The organism is Acinetobacter sp. YH16051, from assembly GCF_013417135.1.
In the GTDB taxonomy this organism is placed as follows: domain Bacteria; phylum Pseudomonadota; class Gammaproteobacteria; order Pseudomonadales; family Moraxellaceae; genus Acinetobacter; species Acinetobacter towneri.
Genome location: NZ_VPEN01000012.1, coordinates 17,198 through 38,522 on the forward strand (window position 1 = coordinate 17,198; position 21,325 = coordinate 38,522).

Annotated in this window: 22 protein-coding genes and 1 pseudogene; 7 read left to right on the forward strand and 16 right to left on the reverse strand. The window is 42.2% G+C overall.

What is annotated here, in order from left to right; all coding sequences use genetic code 11:
- Positions 1–106: 106 nt before the first annotated feature.
- Both FTV41_RS10465 and FTV41_RS10470 read left to right on the forward strand, forming a co-directional pair.
- Positions 107–682, forward strand: a complete 576-nt coding sequence (locus tag FTV41_RS10465) for a xanthine phosphoribosyltransferase (protein WP_004976172.1) — start codon at positions 107–109, stop codon at positions 680–682.
- A 262-nt stretch (positions 683–944) separates the two neighbouring features.
- Positions 945–1,346, forward strand: a complete 402-nt coding sequence (locus FTV41_RS10470; protein WP_179989430.1) for a hypothetical protein — start codon at positions 945–947, stop codon at positions 1,344–1,346.
- A 58-nt stretch (positions 1,347–1,404) separates the two neighbouring features.
- Here the strand turns inward: FTV41_RS10470 and FTV41_RS10475 are convergent, their stop codons facing one another.
- Complete coding sequence (locus tag FTV41_RS10475) at positions 1,405–1,596, reverse strand: hypothetical protein (RefSeq protein WP_179989432.1); 192 nt, start codon at positions 1,594–1,596, stop codon at positions 1,405–1,407.
- A gap of 568 nt (positions 1,597–2,164) precedes the next feature.
- Positions 2,165–2,761, reverse strand: a complete 597-nt coding sequence (wrbA, locus tag FTV41_RS10480) for an NAD(P)H:quinone oxidoreductase (RefSeq protein WP_167846439.1) — start codon at positions 2,759–2,761, stop codon at positions 2,165–2,167.
- A gap of 114 nt (positions 2,762–2,875) precedes the next feature.
- Between wrbA and FTV41_RS10485 the strand changes: the two genes are divergently transcribed.
- The gene (locus tag FTV41_RS10485) at positions 2,876–4,123 is read left to right on the forward strand and encodes a YihY family inner membrane protein (protein WP_178866098.1); all 1,248 of its coding nucleotides are present in this window, start codon (positions 2,876–2,878) and stop codon (positions 4,121–4,123) included.
- Positions 4,124–4,269: 146 nt separating this feature from the next.
- On the opposite strand, the gene FTV41_RS10490 is transcribed toward FTV41_RS10485, so the two are convergent.
- The 6 genes from FTV41_RS10490 to FTV41_RS10515 all read right to left on the reverse strand — a co-directional run bounded on the left by FTV41_RS10490 (position 4,270) and on the right by FTV41_RS10515 (position 9,135).
- Entirely contained in the window at positions 4,270–5,208 is a 939-nt protein-coding gene (locus tag FTV41_RS10490) for a DMT family transporter (protein WP_136144062.1), read from the reverse strand.
- 166 nt (positions 5,209–5,374) lie between these two features.
- Positions 5,375–5,779: a biopolymer transporter ExbD gene (locus FTV41_RS10495; protein WP_004976158.1), complete on the reverse strand. Its 405-nt coding sequence runs from the start codon at positions 5,777–5,779 to the stop codon at positions 5,375–5,377.
- On the reverse strand, positions 5,779–6,402 hold the full coding sequence (locus tag FTV41_RS10500; protein ID WP_096901723.1) for a MotA/TolQ/ExbB proton channel family protein: 624 nt from the start codon (positions 6,400–6,402) through the stop codon (positions 5,779–5,781). Before FTV41_RS10500 ends, FTV41_RS10495 begins: the two co-directional genes overlap by 1 nt.
- A gap of 20 nt (positions 6,403–6,422) precedes the next feature.
- Positions 6,423–7,214 carry an energy transducer TonB gene (locus tag FTV41_RS10505; protein WP_104853035.1) on the reverse strand — a complete coding sequence of 264 codons (792 nt, stop codon included), beginning with the start codon at positions 7,212–7,214 and terminating at the stop codon, positions 6,423–6,425.
- A gap of 261 nt (positions 7,215–7,475) precedes the next feature.
- Positions 7,476–8,342 carry a formyltetrahydrofolate deformylase gene (gene purU, locus FTV41_RS10510; protein WP_004976151.1) on the reverse strand — a complete coding sequence of 289 codons (867 nt, stop codon included), beginning with the start codon at positions 8,340–8,342 and terminating at the stop codon, positions 7,476–7,478.
- Positions 8,343–8,433: 91 nt separating this feature from the next.
- The gene (locus tag FTV41_RS10515; RefSeq protein ID WP_004976150.1) at positions 8,434–9,135 is read right to left on the reverse strand and encodes a TetR/AcrR family transcriptional regulator; all 702 of its coding nucleotides are present in this window, start codon (positions 9,133–9,135) and stop codon (positions 8,434–8,436) included.
- Between the two features lie 117 nt (positions 9,136–9,252).
- On the opposite strand from FTV41_RS10515, the gene FTV41_RS10520 reads away from it, so the two are divergent.
- From FTV41_RS10520 to FTV41_RS10535, 4 genes are all read left to right on the forward strand, one after another.
- A complete protein-coding gene (locus tag FTV41_RS10520; protein ID WP_004976148.1) occupies positions 9,253–10,701 on the forward strand; it encodes a coniferyl aldehyde dehydrogenase in 1,449 nt (482 codons plus the stop codon).
- Positions 10,702–10,864: 163 nt separating this feature from the next.
- Complete coding sequence (rpmB, locus tag FTV41_RS10525; protein WP_004976147.1) at positions 10,865–11,101, forward strand: 50S ribosomal protein L28; 237 nt, start codon at positions 10,865–10,867, stop codon at positions 11,099–11,101.
- 16 nt (positions 11,102–11,117) lie between these two features.
- Positions 11,118–11,273 (forward strand): 50S ribosomal protein L33, encoded by a 156-nt coding sequence (rpmG, locus tag FTV41_RS10530; protein WP_004976146.1) that lies wholly within the window; start codon positions 11,118–11,120, stop codon positions 11,271–11,273.
- Between the two features lie 158 nt (positions 11,274–11,431).
- The gene (locus tag FTV41_RS10535; protein ID WP_179996528.1) at positions 11,432–13,147 is read left to right on the forward strand and encodes a cation:proton antiporter; all 1,716 of its coding nucleotides are present in this window, start codon (positions 11,432–11,434) and stop codon (positions 13,145–13,147) included.
- 191 nt (positions 13,148–13,338) lie between these two features.
- Here the strand turns inward: FTV41_RS10535 and FTV41_RS10540 are convergent, their stop codons facing one another.
- The 8 genes and pseudogenes from FTV41_RS10540 to topA all read right to left on the reverse strand — a co-directional run bounded on the left by FTV41_RS10540 (position 13,339) and on the right by topA (position 21,311).
- The gene (locus FTV41_RS10540; protein ID WP_131261040.1) at positions 13,339–13,617 is read right to left on the reverse strand and encodes a hypothetical protein; all 279 of its coding nucleotides are present in this window, start codon (positions 13,615–13,617) and stop codon (positions 13,339–13,341) included.
- A 103-nt stretch (positions 13,618–13,720) separates the two neighbouring features.
- Positions 13,721–14,224, reverse strand: a complete 504-nt coding sequence (locus FTV41_RS10545; RefSeq protein ID WP_179988458.1) for a DUF6586 family protein — start codon at positions 14,222–14,224, stop codon at positions 13,721–13,723.
- Between the two features lie 175 nt (positions 14,225–14,399).
- Positions 14,400–14,654 carry an RNA-binding protein gene (locus FTV41_RS10550; RefSeq protein WP_004976139.1) on the reverse strand — a complete coding sequence of 85 codons (255 nt, stop codon included), beginning with the start codon at positions 14,652–14,654 and terminating at the stop codon, positions 14,400–14,402.
- Between the two features lie 79 nt (positions 14,655–14,733).
- Positions 14,734–16,722 (reverse strand): ATP-dependent helicase, encoded by a 1,989-nt coding sequence (locus FTV41_RS10555; protein WP_179996529.1) that lies wholly within the window; start codon positions 16,720–16,722, stop codon positions 14,734–14,736.
- Between the two features lie 147 nt (positions 16,723–16,869).
- On the reverse strand, positions 16,870–17,625 hold the full coding sequence (locus FTV41_RS10560; protein WP_179996530.1) for a hypothetical protein: 756 nt from the start codon (positions 17,623–17,625) through the stop codon (positions 16,870–16,872).
- A 13-nt stretch (positions 17,626–17,638) separates the two neighbouring features.
- Entirely contained in the window at positions 17,639–17,884 is a 246-nt protein-coding gene (locus tag FTV41_RS15210; protein ID WP_257221943.1) for an OST-HTH/LOTUS domain-containing protein, read from the reverse strand.
- Positions 17,870–18,583: pseudogene (locus tag FTV41_RS10565) on the reverse strand (NYN domain-containing protein); the annotation flags it as partial. The gene FTV41_RS15210 and the pseudogene FTV41_RS10565, both read right to left, overlap by 15 nt.
- A gap of 88 nt (positions 18,584–18,671) precedes the next feature.
- Positions 18,672–21,311 carry a type I DNA topoisomerase gene (topA, locus tag FTV41_RS10570; protein WP_167845766.1) on the reverse strand — a complete coding sequence of 880 codons (2,640 nt, stop codon included), beginning with the start codon at positions 21,309–21,311 and terminating at the stop codon, positions 18,672–18,674.
- Positions 21,312–21,325: the final 14 nt, after the last annotated feature.

Below are 21,325 nucleotides of genomic sequence, written 5' to 3' on the forward strand. Positions count from 1 at the left end.
AAGCTTGGCAGTTATTCACCATTTGGTAAATTGTTCTTGCATTTTTTCAGGTGCTTTTTAAAATACGCTTTTGCTTTGAAAAGCACCTGCTCTTGAGGATTCTCCCGTGCATGCACTAGAACAGAAAATTTTAGCCGAAGGTATCGTTCTATCTGAAGCGGTTCTAAAAGTCGACTCTTTCTTAAACCATCAAATTGACCCTGTGATGATGCAGCAAATTGGTCAAGAATTTGCGCGTTTGTTTAAAGATGCAGGCATCACCAAAATTATTACCATCGAAGCTTCTGGCATTGCACCAGCTGTGATGGCAGGTTTAGAGCTTGGTGTACCTGTAATTTTTGCACGTAAATATCAATCTTTAACCTTAAAAGATGATTTATACCGCTCTAAAGTATTTTCATTTACCAAGCAAACTGAAAGCACGATTGCCATTTCAAACAAACATATTAGCGCTAGCGACAAAGTCTTGGTGATTGATGACTTTTTGGCAAATGGTCAAGCTGCACTCGGTTTAGCAGATTTAATCCATCAAGCCAATGCAGAAGTCGTGGGTATTGGGATTGTGATTGAAAAGTCATTCCAGCCGGGTCGTGAATTATTGCTTGAAAAAGGCTATCGCGTTGAATCATTGGCACGAGTAAAGTCTTTGGCAAACGGTACAGTTGAATTTGTACGCGATTAAGGTCGATTAAAACTGATGTTGGTTCATCATTTAAACCCGATGATCAAAGAGTGCTTAGGCGCTCTTTTTTTTATGCTTTTTTTAAACTTAAACAACTCATTTACATATATTGAATTTACAAAATAGCCGCGCTACGCCATTCTGCACTTGAAATAACAGTGATTCAGCAGTCTAGTTTTTCTGATTGCAGCTCTAGACAGCACTTTTTAGATCGTCTGCGTGCATTGATGCATGCGGCATGAGCATAAGGCAATTTACAGTCATGACACAAGACAATCCGTTGATGCAACACAGTATCACCTGTCCGAAATGTGGTTCAACTCAAGTTGAAAAACGCAACCATCAACAAAACTTACAAAAAATTGGTGGCGTGTTATTAGGCTCTGCAGGTACAGCAGCAGGTACTGTGGGCGGCGCAGCTTCGGGAGCTTCTATTGGTGCGGCAATTGGTACAGCCGCAGGGCCATTGGGCGTGATTATGGGCGGCACCATTGGAACATTTGTCGGGGCAATTAGCGTGGGAATCACAGGTGGTTTTCTTGGGCATCGCTTTGGTAAAAAAGCAGGTGTAATTGTTGATCAGAATATTTTTCTAGATTTTCAATGCCTCAAATGTAAACACCGCTTTAAAGAAAAGTTGAAACAGCCAAGCAACTCTAAGTAACCCTAAATCAATTTCAAAAAAAGTGCTGCACATGGCAGCACTTTTTGATTGCATCTTTTTATTTTGCAGTGCTGCTTGCAGAAGTCATCACAGTTTTTTGTGCCGCTAAATACTGTGCTTCCGCAGGTTGTTTTTCAATACGTTGTTCTTCTGAAAAACTCAGACTATGCACAATTTCAGTCGCTGCAACACTCGACCATGAACACCCTAAACTCATTAGACCTAACCCAATCAGCATCCACTTATTCATTTTCACTTTCCTCAATCTCTCATTTTTACAGCAGTCCGTTGTGCTCAATACATTAGGGTCTGTTGACAATTCGTCTATGTTTGCGGCATGAGAGATATATCTCGCAAGGTTTTTTAGCTGATATAAGGCATGGGACAGGAAATTTAGTCATTCTAAATGACTGGCACATAACGCAATAGCAGCAAAAAATATGCTCGCCCCGAAAGGCTGTGGCTAAAACTTTCTCAGATTGCGTTATGAAACTTAGCAATAATCTCGCTATTCCTTGCGTTTCATGCCTGATCTGCTCAGTTTTAACCTACAGCGCAAGCCATTTATGAAATGTCAACAGACCCTAGCCTGCAAAAAAATGCTGCGTGAACCGTGACAGAAAACTCTGCTTTTAAAGCGGTTATTAGACGTGAAAAGAGAAAAACTGAATATCACTGCAAATGGTGATTTTAGGTGAAAAGTAAACTTATTTTTTAGCACGCTCAATGCTACATAAGCCAATCGAATTCAAGTACAAAAGATAAAAGCGTAAAACGATATCCACATTTTACGCTTCATCTTAATTAAAGAAAGAATCTCACATGCCCTGTAATTTTTTTACCATTTCACCTAGGCGTTGTCCTTGCGCTTCACAAAGGATTTTTTCATCCTGACTCAAAGCCTGATCGTGGCGCGGGCCGCTCACATGCGTTGCACCATACGGCGTACCGCCCGTTTTGGTATTTGATAAAGCAGGATGCGCATTATGCAATCCCATAATCATCATTCCGTGGTGAAACAATGGCGGCAACATGGTCAATAAGGTACTTTCCTGTCCACCATGCATCGAACCCGATGAGGTAAAAACGCAGGCAGGTTTATTGTGCAATGCGCCATTCAGCCACAGACTAGTGGTTTGATCCCAGAAATATTTCATTTCAGATGCCATATTGCCAAAACGTGTAGGTGAACCTAAAGCCAAACCTGCACAATTGGCCAAGTCATCCAAAGTACAATAAATATCACCTTCGGCAGGAATACTTGGCTCGGCTTGTTGCACCACGGTCGAGATATTTGGCACAGTTCTTATTTTAACGGGCATGCCACTAGCCTCTACCCCGTTGGCAATTAAATATGCCATTTCTTTGGTAGAACCATATTTACTAAAGTACAAAACCAGAATATATGCTTGCATCATGCTAAGAAATCAGACTAAAAATGAAAACTATACGGTATTTTGCTGCTTTTTTGGTTAAGCTTAACCATGAAAACAGATAAAGATGATTAAAAAAGTTGAGACAGCCACTGTATGATCGTTGAGTATTTAAAGAAACTGCCTTTTTATGACAAACAATGGTTTCAATTTGTCTTATTTGTGCTGCGTCGCTTTGAAGCAGATCGCTGCCGTGAACAAGCAGGCTCTTTAACCTACACTACCCTGTTTGCCGTTGTACCTATGCTCACCGTATTTTTGGTGATCATCTCATCCATTAAGGCACTCGAACCTGCACGGCAACAATTACAACAACTGATTTACAGCAACTTTTTACCTAAAACCACCATCGCCTTTGATAAAGCCTTAAATGCCTTTACCGACAAATCTAGCAACTTAACCGTCATCGGGATTTTGTTTTTATTCGTGACCACGGTGATGATGCTGACCAGTATTGAAACTGTGTTTAACCGAATTTGGCGGGTTAAGGAAACCCGTGGCGGCATTATGGGTTTTATGCGTTACTGGACCATTATCTCATTAGGCCCTATTTTACTGGGCAGTGCTTTTGTCATTTCCTCAACTTTGGCATCTATGAATGTGCTGAGTAATAACTTTGCAGGTTATGAACTCAATGGCGCATTTATTTTATGGCTGATTTCATTTGCCCTAACCATTTTAGGTTTTTTTATTCTGAATTGGACCATTCCCAACCGCAGTGTACCTATTAAAGCCGCATTAATTGCGGGGGGTTTCAGTGCTGTTGTATTTGAATTTTTGAAAAACCTGTTTGGTTTTATTATGTCCAACTTCACCAGTTATGAAATTATTTATGGTGCTTTTGCTGCCGTACCTATTTTCTTACTGTGGATTTTCCTGTCTTGGAATATTGTGCTGTTAGGTGTTGAAATTAGTTATGCCTTGACCGCTTTTGAAGCCAGTCGCGAAAAAAAATGCCATCCGCTGCTCATGCTATTGGACTTACTGGAATTGTTTTACAAAAAACAAATGCGCGGAGAAAGTGTCACTGAAGCTGAAGCCTTAGATGTATTGGGACGTAATGAAATTGGGCGCTGGCCGTCTTATGTGCTGATGCTAGAACAACAAAATTTAATTAAACGTACTGAAAATGATGAATTTGTTTTGGTGCGCAATTTATCTCAGGTAGATTTTTGGAGTTTTTATTCACAGCTACCGTATTCATTGCCACGTCGTCAGGACTTGGCCAATGTCTATCCTGATGATGAATGGATGCAAAAACTTGGCCCCGTACTCAGTGAAACCGATGACTATTTGGCTGCCAAATTGTCGATTCCGCTCTCTAAGATTTTTGAAGAAAAATAATCTTGTACGCGCTCGCTAGATTTTAAATATCACCCATCTTCAAATTTAAACCCGTATTGAGCTACTAGGTTATTTGAAGATGATTTTTACATGACAACATTGCTGATGTTGAGTCTTGCTCAAGTTCATGGAAAAGCTGCAAATACTTATTTTCTTTTTAGTACTTGGGTTTTATGTTTAAACCAACATTGAGCATTCACCATCAACACCCCCAGCATGACCAAAACAGCCCCAATCATAAAACTTTGGCTCAAGCTTTCATTCAACAACCATACACCAAACAATACGCCAAATAATGGCGTTAAAAATGAAAACACGCCTAAACTGGATGCTAAATATTGTTTCAGCAACCAAAACCAAGCGAGATAGCTAATAAACGAAATCAATACCGCATGAAAAATCAAACTGCCTATGGCTAAGGCTGTCCAATGAATTTCAGCCTGTCCCATCCACCATGCCATCGGCAGTAAAATCAAAAAACCACCCATCAATTGGTAAAACAAAGTTTGTGTTGCAGGGGCTTCCGATAAACGACTTAGACGTACCGCAACAGTTGTGGCTGCCCAAAGTATGCCTGCACTCAGCGCAAGTAAATCGCCAAAAAGCATCTGGCTGAAGTTTTGGTGGCTCTCTTGTTGCACAGTATCACGCCATAAAAAAGTCACCGCTATGCCAGCAAAAGACAACAGAATCCCGCCCCATTGCAAGCGAGATAAACGCTCTGCAGGTAGTTTCCAATGCAACGCTAAAGCCACAAAAATAGGCGCGGTATATAGTAAAACCACCACATGCGACGCAGAAGTATATTGAATCGCCTGCCCTAACATAAAAAATTCTGCGGCAAATAAAATACCCACCAATATGCCTGCAGGCAGATATTCAGTCGAAGCCCATTGTGTATTTCTTGCAAGCAATAACAAAGGCAACACCATCACAGCAGACAAGCCTGAACGCAGTGCCAATTGCATCAAGGGTGAAATATCTGCCGCAGCAACTTTTAGCACCACTTGTTGCAGACCCCAAAAAACACACAAAATTAGCATCATACTGCTGGCTTTTGCATCAAGTGCTTGGCGTGAACTCATGGCTGAACCTGATCTGAGATAAAAAATAGACTTTAAAGTAAGCAGCGGACTCAACCTAAATCTTTTGGATATTCAACATCATTGAGTACTTGAGGAGTTTTGGCATTATGCGCGACTTTGCATAAAAAAAGCGACCTAAATAGATCGCTAATTTTTAAGGATTAACTTAATCATCTGTTGCGAAAGCAATATCACTGAGTCCGGCTTCACTCGCACGTGACATCACTTGCGCCACAGTATCATAACGCGCATCTTTATCTGCTCTTAACACCACGGTTGGCTGTTGAGCTTGCTGACTAGCATCATTAAAGCGGGTTTGCAACTCATCTAAACTAATGATTTGATCATCCCACGCCACTTCACCATTGGCATTGATACTGACCTGAATTTGCTCAGGCGGTAAATCAACAATTTCTGCGCTGGTTTGCGGTAAGGTTAATGGTATAGATGGGTTGGCAACGGTCGCTGTCACCAAAAAGATGATCATCAATACCAACATAATGTCGATCAGGGGAATAAGGTTCATCTCATTCATGCCTGAATCGTTGTCTTCACCCAATTGAAAAGCCATTAAACCTGACCTCCCACTAAACTTTGTTGTGTTGCATTCACTTCAGTTCTTTGAACAGAAGAATCTTGTTGCAACATGGTGTCAATCAACAAACTATGTGCATGATCTTGCAAATTTGTAGATAAGGTACGGTTCACACGCGAACAAATGTTGTAAGCAATCACGGCAGGAATCGCCACCGCCAAACCGAAGCCCGTCATAATCAACGCTTCACCAACAGGCGTTGCCACTTGAGCCAATCCCGCCTGACCGCTTTTTCCAACCGCAACGAGTGCATGGAAAATACCCCAAACTGTACCAAACAAACCCACAAACGGTGCTAATGACGCAATTGTACCCAGTACCGATACGCCTTTTTCTGCCGATGCTTTTTCTACCGAAATTTGACGCAATAAGGCTTGCTCAGCAACCGCTTTACGCTGCTCAAAATTTAAGGGCACCAGTTTTGCTTTAAGCTGATTTAAAGCCTGTGACAGTTGAGCATAAGCTTGTTGCTTCAATTGGCGCGTGCCTATCAAACGTAATGCGAAGATGGTCCATGTCGCAATCGACATCGCCAATAACACGAAATACAGCGTTTTGCTGACTGCATCTGCGTGTTGCCAATAGACGGAAAAGTTCATACTCGAACTCCTGTTGAAGGTTAGCCGTTAGGGTTCAATGTCAATTCAAAAGGCTGCTCAGCACGAATTGGATAAGCCACGCCATTTTCTTTGTACGGTTTGAATTTTGCACTACGCACTGCGCGTAAAATCTTTTGATCTAAAGCAGGTACACCACTAGAACGCGTAATTTGAGCATCGGTGATCACGCCTTTTTCATTGGCTTCAATCCGAACCACCACGTTACGGGTTTCTCCCTGTAAATCACGATTGGTATAAGAAGGTTTTGGAGAACGACTCCATTGCACGCCTGAGCCGCCAATCGACACTGTTTTTGGAGCAGAAGGTGCGACAGGAGCAGGTGCTGGCGCAACAGGTGCAACTGTCGGTTTCGGTGCAGGCTGTACCACTTTAGTTTCAGTCACCGTTGCTACAGGTGCAGGTTGCACCACACGTTCGACTGGTTTTTCTACGGGCTTCGCCACGGGTTTAGGGGCTTCTGCTTTTTTAACTTGCTGTACTTTTTCTACTTTTTTCGGTGGCGGTGGCAACGGTTTTTCTACCACAGGCACTTCTTTTACAGGCTGAGGCTTGGGTTTTTCAGGCTGTGGTTCAGCCTTAGGTTGCGGTGGCAACGGTTTAGGCTGTTCTTGAATTTTTACAAAGCGTACTTTTAAAGGTTCTTTTTCTATGGGCTTTAAGGTCGGAGTTTGCATTTGCCCCAATGCCCACAACACACCGACATGACCTAATGCAACCACAGCTAAAGCCGTCACAACTTTCTTTTTCATGGCATTGGGCATTTGTAGCATAGCGTTGGGAGATTGGTTCATTAAAGTCAGCGACCTTCAAAAGCAATTGCCAAACCATCACAGTTCCGAACGATCAAACTGATCGGTTAGCACAATTAAAGTAACGCAATAATAAATGAGAAGTGTTTTCATTTGCAACTATTTTTTAATAACAAACGTGAATCATCCAATAAATTTGCTATTTTAAAAACAGTTTAAATAAATGTTATAACATTACAATTTTAGCATAAAAAAACATGCCATGTCGGCATGTTTTAATTCGATTTTTAGATAGCTTTTACCCTATTGAAATACAACAGTTTTGTTGCCATCTACAATAATACGGTCTTCCAAATGCCATTTAACTGCACGTGCCAGTACATTACGTTCCACATCCTGACCCAATTCACGCAGTTGATCTACCGTAAAGTCGTGGTTTACACGCTCTACATCTTGCTCAATGATCGGACCTTGATCTAGGTCTGCTGTTACATAGTGTGCAGTTGCACCAATCAGTTTTACGCCTTTTTCATAAGCTTGTTTATATGGATTTGCGCCCACGAAAGCAGGCAGGAATGAATGGTGAATATTGATCACTTTCATTTCCCACTTAGAGACAAACTCTTCATCCAAAATTTGCATATAACGCGCCAATACCAACAAATCATTGCCTTGCATCAATTCATCAATTTTAGCGTAAGCTTCACGTTTATTTTCTTTATTAACAGGCACTACTTCAAACGGAATACCAAAGTTTTCTACCGCTTCACGCAAGGTGTCATGGTTCGACACCACTTTGGTAATTTCACATGGTAAACCACCACGTGAATGACGCCATAATAGTTCGAGCAAAGCATGATCAACTTTAGACACCAAAATGCCGACTTTTTTCACATCACTGACCAAAGCCAAACGCCATTGCATTTCATAACGCTCTGCCACGTTAGAAGCAAAGGTTTGCAATAAGCTTTCTTTACGGCTTTGCAAGTGATCCAGTTCAAACTCAACCCGCATGAAATAACGCCCGCCCTGAGCTTCTGTTGCGTATTGATCAAGCGCGGTAATGTTGGCTCCTTGATGATACAAAAAGCTCGATACAGCCTGCACAATACCTGGCTTATCTTCACAGGTAATCAGTAAACGTGCAGTATTCGCAGTCGTCATATTCATGTTGTTTTTAGTCACTACTTGGTTAAATTGAAAAACAAGCCGAGTATTCTAGCGCGTTTCTCAGACATTCTAAATAGCCATTCTCAGTCTCTTAGTCGGCTTGAGTATTTTTACTGGATGATAAACTCTCAAACAGTTCAGATGTGCCTAGTGTTTCTAGTAAACGCTCATAGGTTGCACGACTTTCACCCCGTAAATATGCCCCTTCAAGGAACAGCATTTGACGTAAAGCCTGCCAAATCCATTTTTCTTCCAAATGGTTTGAATCGGTAATGTGACCCGACATATATAAGAAGTTCGTCCAGTTGGTCAGCACAATCCAAATATTGATAATCAAGGCTTCAATTTCTGACTCAGTCATTTGCATCAGACCCGCATCCACAAAGGCCTGATAAATTTTTTGTCCCTGCTGCATGACCTGTCCTGCAAAACGTGGATACATTTTGCGGAAATCTTCATTGGTTTCGACCAAATGATAGACATCACGATGCAAAAAACGATAAGCCCACAGCTGACTACTGAGAACCTGAAAATAACGAATTTTGTCATTGGCATCTAAGCCACGATTTTCAGGCAAAGCCAGCATTTCTAAAGTTTCTTGCTGATATTGTTCCATCAGCTCTTTAATAATTTCGTTCTTATTGCGGAAGTGGTAATACAAGTTTCCTGGGCTCATGCCCAGTTCTGCCGCAATATGATTGGTTGTTACCGAACGCTCACCACGCTCGTTAAACAATTGCAAACTCAATTGCAAAATACGTTCTTTGGTTTTCAACGTTTTGGTTTGAGACATCCTAAAAACAACCATTCTTTAAAATTTGGGGGGCATGAAAACATAAAGTCACTTGACTGATTAGAGTAAATACTCTAAAAATTAACTTATATTGCTTTTATTGAATGGTAACATGCCATGAACAGTCAAACAAAAACAACTTCAATGACCCCACATTCACCCGATTTACAACGTCTGGATGATATTTTGGCATTGCAGAAATATGCCTATCAGCGTCATCCTGTCCCAAGTGCCAAAGAACGCATTGAACGCTTAGCCCGCTTAAAACGTGTGATTGTGAAATATCAGGATCAATTTGCCGAAGCCATTAACCGTGACTATGGCAACCGCGCCATTGCAGAAACCAAAATTGGTGAATTACTTACCTGCTTGGAACATATCAAATATTACAGCAAAAACCTGACCGACTGGATGAAGCCATCTAAACGTCAGGTTGGTATTATCCACCAACCTGCAAAAGCATGGGTACAGTATCAACCTTTAGGGGTAATTGGCATTATTGCACCTTGGAACTATCCGCTGCTGTTGTCTTTAGGCCCACTGATCTGTGCTTTGGCTGCAGGCAACCATGCCATGATCAAAATTTCCAGTGCTTCTGCGCATTTTGGTAAAGTACTGGAAAACGCCATGAGCGAAGCATTTCCACAGGAATTGGTGGCAGTAATTAATGGCGGCGGTATTATTTCCGATGCGTTCTGTCATTTGCCTTTTGACAAAATTATTTTCACAGGCTCTACCGAAGTCGGCAAAACTGTAATGGCTGCCGCGTCACAAAACCTTGTGCCTGTCATTTTAGAACTAGGTGGAAAATCCCCTGTTTTGGTGCATCCATCTAGCGATATGGTCGATGTAGCGCAGCGTATTGCGGTAGGTAAACTCTGGAATGCTGGACAAACCTGTGTTGCACCCGACTATATGTTCTTGCCTAAAGGCAAAACTGCCGAATTTATGGAGCATTTCGAGCAATTTGTGACCGAAATGTATCCGCATATTCGTGATAACCAAGACTACACTTCTATTATTAATGACAAACAATATCGTCGCTTACAGGGCTATTTAGAAGATGCACGTGAGCGAGGTGCAAATATTATTGAAATTAATCCGCAAAGTGAAAATGTGGCTGCAACCCGTAAAATGGCACCAACGGTACTGACCAATGTCAGTCCAGACATGCAAATTATGCAAAATGAGATCTTTGGTCCAGTCCTGCCAATCTTAGAATATGAACAAATTGATGATGTAATCGAGTTTATTAATAGCCGACCGCGTCCTCTTGCTTTATACTATTTCGACTTTGATCAGGCGCGTGCCGACTATGTCGCACAGCGAACCCATTCAGGGCATTTCGGACTCAATACTGTATTGACCCACGTTGCACAAGATGACTTACCATTTGGTGGTGTTGGTGCATCGGGCATGGGGAAATATCACGGTCCAGAAGGTTTTTTCAGCTTGTCACATGAACGGTCGGTAATGTCTAATCCGAAGCTTTACAGCTTGAAGTTCATTCTCCCCCCATTTGATAAGCCGATTCATCGATTGATTTCGAAGACGCTTCTTCGTTAACTGATCAAGGCATGAGCTATCAAACACGCTCATGCTGTTTTTGAAGAAAATCGCTTGTCTTTTAAGCGTATTTTTGATATAAAACGCCCCTTGAATGAATTCATCCGTTTATTTTTGACTGGCCATACAGATTTGCTGTTGGCTAAATCAATGGAGTTACACCATGTCTAAGGTTTGCCAAGTTACCGGCAAGCGTCCAGTCGTTGGTAACAACGTCTCACACGCCAACAACAAAACTAAGCGCCGGTTCGAGCCGAACCTGCACAACCACCGTTTCTGGTTAGAAAGCGAAAAACGTTTCGTACGTCTTCGTTTAACCACTAAAGGTATGCGTATTATCGACAAATTGGGCATTGAAAAGGTTGTTGCTGACCTTCGTGCTCAAGGTCAAAAGATCTAAGTAAGGAGTCAGGACAATGCGTGATAAGATTCGCTTAGTTTCTACAGCTGGTACAGGTTATTTCTATACCACTACTAAAAACAAACGTACTATGCCGGAAAAAATGGAAATCAAAAAATTTGATCCAAAAATCCGTCAACACGTAGTTTTCAAAGAAGCTAAAATCAAATAATTTTAGCTTTTTTAAAAAACGACCTTATTCAGGTCGTTTTTTTTTGCACTTTTTTTGCCTCACTTGTTAAAATTTCCTCGTTTTCTTTTTTGGCACTATTTGTGCTTGTCTTATTTCAGTCTTTTGACCGCACCTTCACCATGGCTTAGGAGTTTCTCGTGCCTCATGATGTAGAACTCATCATCTTACTTGCCGTTGGTTTTAGCTTGGCACTGGTATTTGGCTATATCGCTGCGCGCTTACGCCTTCCACCGCTTATGGGCTATCTGATTGCAGGTGTCATCATTAGTCCCAACACACCGGGCATTGTGGCAGATATTCATCTTGCCAACCAATTGGCAGAACTTGGGGTCATGTTCCTCATGTTCGGTGTTGGCATGCATTTCTCGCTAAATGATTTAATGCAGGTACGACGCATTGCTTTGCCTGGTGCAGTATTGCAGATCGCCGTGGCGACCCTGCTCGGTGTAGGCGTGTCGATGATGTGGGGTTGGAGTTTTGGTTCTGCCTTAATTTTTGGCTTGAGTCTGTCTTGTGCCAGTACCGTTGTGCTCTTAAAAGCATTGGGTGATCGTGGCCTGCTCGACTCCGTGAACGGTAAAATTGCCGTAGGCTGGTTGTTAGTTGAAGACTTAGTGATGGTCTTAGCATTGGTGCTTTTGCCTGCCACAGCTGTATTACTGGGTGGACAAGCTATCGACAATGCCAGTGATGAAAATATTTGGCTAACACTCGGACTGACTTTATTAAAAGTTTCAGGCTTTATTGCCTTTATGCTGATTGTTGGCAAACGCCTTGTGCCCTTCATTATGCAAATTGTGGCTCGCTTAGGCTCGCGGGAACTGTTTACCCTGACTGTGGTCGCTGCTGCGGTATCAATTGCCTTTGGTGCTTATAAAATCTTTGGCGTGTCGATGGCACTTGGGGCGTTCTTTGCGGGGATGGTGGTCAAAGAATCTGATTTCAGTCATCGCGCCGAAGAAGAAACTTTACCCTTACGTGAAATTTTCTCCATTCTATTTTTCGTTGCTGTGGGCATGCTGTTTGACCCGCGTATTCTGATAGAAGAACCACTGCACGTTTTAGCGGTCGTCGGCATTATCATGGTGGGTAAAACCATTGCAGCCATGGCATTGGTCTTGTTCTTCCGCTATCCACTCAATACAGCCTTGACCGTAGGCGCGAGCTTGGCACAAATTGGTGAGTTTTCCTTTATTTTGGCAACGCTAGGTGTATCTTTACAACTGCTGTCACTAGAAGGACAAAACCTGATTTTAGCAGGCGCACTCATTTCAATTACCCTCAATTCCTTTGTTTTTTCTGCGATTGAGCCTGTGCAAAACTGGATTCGGGAACGCTCTTATTTGGCGCGTTTGCTTGAACGCAGCAATGACCCTTTAGCCATGCTGCCCGATGAAGTTTCTCAAGATTATTTACGTGATCAGGTGGTGATTGTTGGACATGGTGAAGTCGGACGCCGCATTACTCAAAATTTAATGGCTGAAAATATTAAGGTCGTGATTGCGGAAGAAAACCGTGAAATTGTCGAAGACTTACGCGAAAAAGGCATTGCTGCAGTCAGCGGCATTGCCACAGAAACGGGTGTACTGATTCAGGCACATATTCAACATGCACGACTACTCGTTCTCTCGCCTATGGACATTTTGGATATTCATAAAATTGTGGATATTGCCAAAACCCTAAACCCTGAAATTCAGGTTTTGGTGTGTGCAGAAAGCAAAGCCGAAGCGGAAGTAATTCGTAAAGACAACATTGGTGAAGTGTATTTTGCCAAAGAAGAAATGGCGAAAAATATGAGCAATTATATTTTAAATCAAATTGAAATTGCCCATCATCAGCCACCAACGCATTGAGCATCATTCATCTAAAACCCATAGCCAAAATCACAAAAAGCGCACCGTTTAAGCTGCGCTTTTTTTGTTGACGTATAGATTGGCTTTCATTGTGTTGATGAAAAACTATCTAATAATGTCCATGATTTTAACCAAAGCAGATAGACAATCTATTCATTAAAGATAGCTCATCACCGAAAGACCTTTTGGGATTAACTCATAAATTGCGGCTGTTCATCCACAATTTCGGCATGCCATTCATTGACCTGCTTTTCCAACAAGCCAAATAATGCCGCCTGAATCATGTGCTGTGCCACAACAGCCGTCTGATCGCCCAATATGGCTTTGACTTCGTCATTGAACTGGATTTTGACCAATGGCTCTTTCTCTGAGCCTGCATTACGCAATGCCAACTCGCCACCTTCAAGCTGAACCAGCTCTAAAATTGCTTCCTGATTACCAAATAATTCTTTCAATTGCTCTATAGACATATATCCTCCATGCTCGACATGGCGGCAAAGGCGCTTGCACTTTGCATCGTTCAGAATATTTATATCGGGCTGATCAGATTTTTTTCAAGGGCGTTTGGTCGGCTTAAAATTCCACCATTTCATTACGAAAACCATCAATCAACTGGGTTAAGTCACGATGCCATTCGCGCAAAATTTTCGTATCTGGTAGCCATGCTTGCGGAGATTGCGTGACTTTAATAATCAAATTGGATGACGTTTCCTGTTCAGGTTCTGGTGCACTTGGCTCGGGCGTGTACTGACATAAACGATAAGCGCGCTTTAACTCTGCAATAAAACCCGATTTGCTCAGTTGCTCCAAAATTGCCACTTCAGGGGAAATCTGCCCTTTGGCTGCCATCAATTCTTCAATTGATTTAAGGGTTGGATTACTGTCATTTAAACGATAATACCGCACCAATTCCTGCAAAAAAGCCAGCACCGCGCCATTTAAATGAAACACCGCAGCTTCACGATGTGCCTGCGCTTGCTGAACATGCTCGGTTTGCTCGGCCTGCTGACATGAAAGACGGGCGAAATATAATTTCTGATTGGTACGATCTGCATGAAAACGAGCAACACGGGACATGAGCATTTCCTCAATTTAGCGTTCTAAGAAGCTTAGATTAAACCGATTTTCCTGCAACACCCAATAAAAAATACACTATTTTTACTGCGATAAAATCGCGCACCAATGCAGTGCCAATCTCGTATTTTTACTAAAAATCACGCATAAAAAAGGAGCATTTTTTGCTCCCTTTGAACTATTTTGATGCAGGCTTATCTTCTGCTGCTTTGACGCGTATTCCATGACCATGCAGACGCAAAGTGTTCAGTGCTTTAATGGCTTTTACTGCCTCACGTGCATGTGGCATTTCTACAAATGCAAAACCTTTAGATTTTCCTGTTGCAGCATCCAACACCAAATTACAAGATTCTACAGTGCCATATTCCTGAAAAAGTTTTAACAATTCTTCTTCAGTCACTGTGCGCTCTAAACTACGAACTAAAATTTTCATCTTACAACCTTAAAATAGGCAAAAAACATCAAAAAGCACTCGCCTACTCTACTTTTTGCAGGAAACCTTGTGGCATAGTTTAATCGAGATCAATGCCAAAATCTAAATTAATCGCTTGGCGTTCCACCAAGGCACTTTTCACAGTTTGCTGACGGGTACGGTGATGAGTTTCCATCGCACACAACTGCCGTGTCAGATCATTCAAAAAATAACTGTCCAGTTTGCGCCCTTGTTCATCTACCGTATCACGCGCCCATAAATTAAAATTTTGCTTGGTTAAAATCAGTTCATTTTGGGCACGGGTCAAAGCCACGTACAGCACTCGACGTTCTTCTTCAATATCATCAAAACTGCCCTGCGCCCGTGCATGCGGGTACTGCCCTGCAGTCACATTCGCCACATAACAGACTTTTTGCTCCGTACCTTTGGCAGAGTGAATGGTGATTAAAGTGACCACATCGGTATCAGACTGGCGTTCAATTTCAGAAATAGACACAGGATCGAGCACATATTCTTCTAAAAACTCACTTAACTGCGCATGCTTACCCGCCAGTTGTTGCACCAACTGAAAATCACCCTGACGACGATTCCAGTCTTTTTTATAGTTATCTGCCAATTGTTCCTGAATAGCTTCAATGCCTAAACTGACGCAAGCTGCAACTTCATGTCGTAAGACATCCATTTGCTTCATGATCAATAAAGTTTTTTCTGGCAAGCGTCCAAATTTTTCCAGCTTTTCAATCACCTGATCCATTGTCGGTTCAAGCAACAATTGCTGTGCCAACTTACTCGCACCGACATCGCCCACGCCATTCCATAAAGTGAGAAAACGCATCCACGCAATATCATCTAAAGGATTGGCAATAACGCGCAATAAACTAAGCAAGTCTTTTACATGCGCAGTTTCCAAGAGCTTCATGCCGCCAATAAAACGATACGGCACACTTGCCGCAATACAGGCAGCTTCAATATGTCGCGCTGCAAAACTCGAACGCACCAAGACCATGTGATCTGACCACGGCGCGCCTTGCAAGAAATGTCGCTCTTTAATATCAATCGCAATCCATTTGGCTTCATCAAATTCATTCGGGAAAATATGCATTTTGGGTTTGATGCCATCACCACGATGCGCCTGCAACCGTTTGTTATAGCGAATCTCACTTTGATCTAACAACCAATTGGACAGGTCTAAAATTTCCTGCGTAGAACGGTAATTTTGCTCTAATTTGAAAATTTGAGCATTGGGTACGCGCTCTGTGAAATGATGAATATTTTCAAAATCTGCACCACGGAAACCATAAATCGATTGTGCATCATCGCCCACACAAAACAAACTGACCCGATCTTTTAAAGGCTCAAGCAAAGCCCATTGCAAAGGATTGGTGTCCTGCATTTCATCGACCAGAAGATGCTGACAAATTGACGCGACATAATCGACCAGACCTTCCGACTGCGCCAATGCCGATGCCACCACAGCCAAAATATCGTCATAATCGAGAAAGCCACGTGCACGTTTACGGCTTTCGTATTCCTGCATAATTTCAGCAATTTGATCTTTTAATGCCAAATATTCAGGCTGTTGCTTTTCTAAAGCCACACTCAGTTTTTGACGGGTATTCCGCGCAAAAGAATACAAATCACATAATTCTTGAGGCTTAGGCAACTGACTTGGATTTTTCTTATCATCTTTTCCGCGAATGAGGCGAAACATCATCAACTGATCATCACGATCAATAATAGAAAATTGTTCCAAGCCAAAAGCTTTAGGAATACGTCGTAACAAGTACATACAAAAAGTATGAAAGGTCGAAGCACGTAAGCCTTTGGCTTGCTCGCCCAGTGCCAACTCCACCCGTGCGACAATTTCACTCGCCGCACGGCGGGTAAAGGTCAAAATTTGAATTTGATTGGCTGGAATACCTTGATCAATCAAGTACGCTGCACGTGCCACAATGGTTTTGGTTTTGCCACAGCCTGCGCCAGCCAAGACCAGACTATGTTGATATGCTGTCGTGGCTGCTTGTTTTTGCTGGGGATTCAATTCATCAATTAGGCTGGCTAAACTCATAGTGACTCATCGTACTGGGTGGATGAATAGTTTAACAGATCGGTTTAGGAATAAACCCATGAATATAAATGGCTCGGTTCATGCCTAAACACATACTTTTACACAAGCTCTATTGTAGAGATGTGGATAAGTACATGCTTATCCACATTATTTCCAGCCCAATTCTATGGCAGTGATTTCGTTAATACGTGTCTGTTGTAGCGAGTCAGGCATCTTACTTTTGTTTTGCGAAAGTGGCACATAAGCTGCCATCAGTTCAGCCTGTCGTTGTGGATATAACGGTTGCTGATTTGGGTCTGCATAACCAATCGGATAAATCGGCTGACCTGTGCTCAAATCGTATTTATCTGTGGCACCAAAGGTATGCAGTAATTCATGCACCATCACCATCGTATTACGCTGACTGTGCGCAGCAGAAGCAAATAAATTCACCGAGCCAATTTTGCCTTTTTGCAAAGCGGTGGAATGTTTCAAAATTTGAGTTTGACTCGGATCATAATAATTCAGGTACAGCGTCACGGTTGCCGTACCATCACTGCTTTGTCGTTGCTGCCAAGCGTAAAAACGGAACTTTAAACTCCAAAGTACAGTATTAAGTAGTGATGCCTGCTCAGGCACTTTTGGTGGCAACTCCTTTAATTCTCGCCCCTGTTTGAAATAAAGCGCAATGGGTTGCCCACGATACTGCAAAGAAGCTTGTTTTAGATAGTCTTGAGCAGAATTTAAATTATTGATATTTAACGTATTGATATAGTTTTGGGTATTTGATCGTCCATCGGCATTGATTGGATGTAACAATACGATGATGGGCTTATTCCAGTCTTGATTCTGATCACGCCAAGCATTGACTGCAACGACCAGTAAAACCAGCAATAAGCATAAAATTCGGATTTTTTTCCACATACTTTAAATATCTTTAGGCAATCACTTTACCAAGTTTAATCTTATTATCTTTAAACTCGACCCAGCCACCCGCAATTGCTAAAACTGCTTCCTCAAGAGAAGAGAATCCGTAAGGAACAATATCGAGCTCTGGATCCAAGCGCTTGATCGCATCAACTACTGAAGCAATACTTACCCAGTTATTTGCATGTGATACCTGTTTCAAAGCTTCTTGCGTCAATTTGATAATGGTCTTAAAAGTTCTTTTTCTTACCAACAATTGACTTCTAACTTCTTTAATTTCAAATAATTCTAACGATTTAATTAAGCCTGAAAATTTAGCTCTTTTATAATTTCTCGAATCAAAATCAGGCTTAACAACATTAATGTATTGATGAACAACCAAAAGGTTTGCCCAACCATGATCATCAGCTTTATCACGTATTGTTTTTAAAATTAGTGCAAGCACATCCTTATCAATTGTAATTTGACCTTGTGTCACCTGCTCATTTGTATTTTCTTTTAAATCTACAGTTTCACCATTGGTGAGGTTTTTCACATCAATGAAACGATCACAAGCGTTTACAAAAGATATTGGTGTTGTACCCTTACCAAAACCATGAACAAAAAGCCCTTTCTCTCGAATTTTCAAAGCAAGGGGAGTAAAGTCACTATCACTAGAAACTAAGCAGAAACCATCAAATATTCCCGAATACAATAGCTCCATAGCATCAATAACCATTGCAATATCAGTCGCATTTTTTGAAACCGTATAAGCATATTGTTGTACAGGTGTCATGCCACATTTAAGTGATATTTCATACCAGCCCTTTAGTGTTGGGTTGCTCCAATCACCATAAACTCGTTTGACACTTGCTATACCTGATTTGGCGATCTCTTCTAATACAACTTCAACATTCACCATGGATGTATTATCAGCATCAATTAATACTGCTATTTTCTTTGGATTAAGATTCACAAAACCTCTCTGTTTTTTATTTTTCACATTTCAAATTATATGATTTAAAAAAATGCTGACCGAAGCCAGCATTTTCTAATTTGGATAATTAAGCCTCAACCCATTTACCATCTTGGTAAACCAATGACCATTTGGTTTGTTTGCCTTCAGGCGTTTCCGAACCAATATATTGCGCTTGATTCTTACGGCTGAATTTCACCAATGTTGGATTACCCTCTGGGTCTGCATCGGGTGCTTGCAAAATAAACTGATATTTCGGATCAAGCTGTTCTGCAACTGTGCGCAATTCCGCGACTTTCGGTGCACGGGTTTCACGTACTTTCGGGAACTTACTGGCTGCCAAGAACAAGCCTGCTGCACCATCACGCAACACAAAGAAATCATCGTGTTTGGTTGAACGTAAATGTTCCATTTTAATTGGATCAACACGCGGTGGCGCAGGCTGACCATTCTTGAGTACTTTTCGCGTGTTTTCACAGCTGGTGCAGGCAAAATAAGGGCCAAAACGACCTGTTTTCAACTGCATTTCGCCATCGCACTTGTCACACGGAATGGTTGGGCCATCATAGCCTTTAATTTTGAACTCGCCTTCTTCTAGCTCAAAACCTGCACAGTCTGGGTTATTCCCACAAATGTGCAGTTTACGACCACCATCAATCACATAGCTGTCCATGGCAGTTTCGCAAATTGGACAGCGTTTTTTAGACATCAAATCTGCAGTTTCAGCGGTATCATCATCCGACAATGCAGCAAGCGACTCGACAGGAGTTAGGTTCAGAGTTCCCTTGCAACGTTCTTTCGGTGGCAAGTTATAGCCTGAACATCCCAAGAATACCCCTGTTGTACCTGTACGAATCTGCATTGGACGTGAACATTCTTTACAATGTACTGCATCAACCTCTACAGGTAGATTACGGCGCATGCCTTGTTCGCCCTGTGCATTGGTCAAACGCTGCTTGAAGTCACCATAAAAACTGTTGAGTAAGTCTTTCCAGTTACGTTCTCCATCTGCAACTTTATCCAGCTGACCTTCCAAGTCTGCTGTAAAATCGTAGTTCATCAGGTTATTAAAACTTTCATCCAGACGATCTGTAACAATCTCACCCATTTTTTCGGCAAACAGACGACGGTTTTCCAGTTTGACATAACCACGGTCTTGAATAGTTGAAATAATCGCAGCATAGGTCGATGGACGTCCAATACCTTTTTTCTCAAGCTCTTTCACCAAAGAGGCTTCGGTAAAACGCGCAGGCGGTTTGGTAAAGTGTTGTGATGGATCAAGCTTCTCTAATTTAAGAATTTCACCGACTTTAACTGCAGGCAGTAACACATCATCATCCGATTTGTTTTGCCCACGCACTTTGGTAAAGCCATCAAAAACTAGCGTACGACCTTTGGCTTTTAACTCGACACCATTGGCATCAACCAAAATGGTCGATGATAAATATTCGGCTGGTGTCATTTGGCAAGCGACGAACTGACGCCAAATCAGATCATATAAACGCTGTGCATCGCGCTCTACACCCACCAAACTGTCGCCTTTAAGCGCAACATTAGATGGACGAATCGCTTCGTGCGCTTCTTGTGCGCCTGCTTTATTGCCATAACGATTTGGTTTAGCAGGCAGATATTTTTGACCAAACTCCGCTTCAATATGCGTACGCACCATATTGACCGCGTCATCACTCAGGAAGGTCGAGTCTGTACGCATATAGGTGATAAAACCTGCCTCATACAAACGCTGTGCTAGCATCATGGTTTTCTTGACTGAAAAACCAAGACGGGTACTCGCAGCCTGTTGCAGCGTTGACGTGATATACGGCGCACTTGGGTTGACTTTGGTCGGCTTATCTTCACGTGCAGATACGGTGTATTGCGCATCTTTAATCAAGTTCAGTAAAGCATCGGTTTCAGCTTTGTTGCGTAACTTGAGGGTTTTACCCGCTTGCTTAACCGCTTCTAGACGAATGTCATCTTTTTCAGATTTAGTATCTGCAAAGACTTGCCAGTATTCTTCAGGGATAAAGGCGCGAATTTCACGCTCGCGCTCCACAACCAGCTTCACCGCAACTGACTGCACTCGTCCTGCCGATAAACCACGGGCAATTTTTTCCCAGAGCAGTGGCGAAATCATAAAACCCACCACGCGATCTAAGAAACGACGTGCCTGTTGGGCATTGACTTTGTTGGTATCTAAACGCGCAGGATGCTTAAAGGCTTCTTGAATCGCATTTTTGGTAATTTCGTTAAACACGACACGTTGATAACGTGAGTCATCTCCACCAATGACTTCTTTTAAGTGCCACGCAATCGCTTCCCCTTCACGGTCCAAGTCCGTTGCGAGATAGACTTCATCGACCTGCGATGCCAGTTTTTTTAATTCAGCGACTACATTTTCTTTGCCTGGCAGCACTTCATAGTGTGCTTTCCAGTCATGTTCAGGATCAACCCCCATACGGTTGACTAATGCTTGTTGAGCTTTTTCAGCTTTCTGAGCCTCGGTCAGTTTGGTTCGGGTGGTGGTTTTCTTTTCTGTGGTTTTTGCGCCACCACTGGTTGGCAAATCACGCACGTGACCGACCGAAGACTTCACAATGTAGTCCGAACCAAGATATTTATTGATTGTTTTCGCTTTTGCAGGCGACTCCACAATCACTAAGGCACGTTTGTGACCAGCTTCAGATTTGGCTGCAGTGCTTTTGGATGTGGACCGAGGAGCGTTCGCCATAAGTAACCGTATTT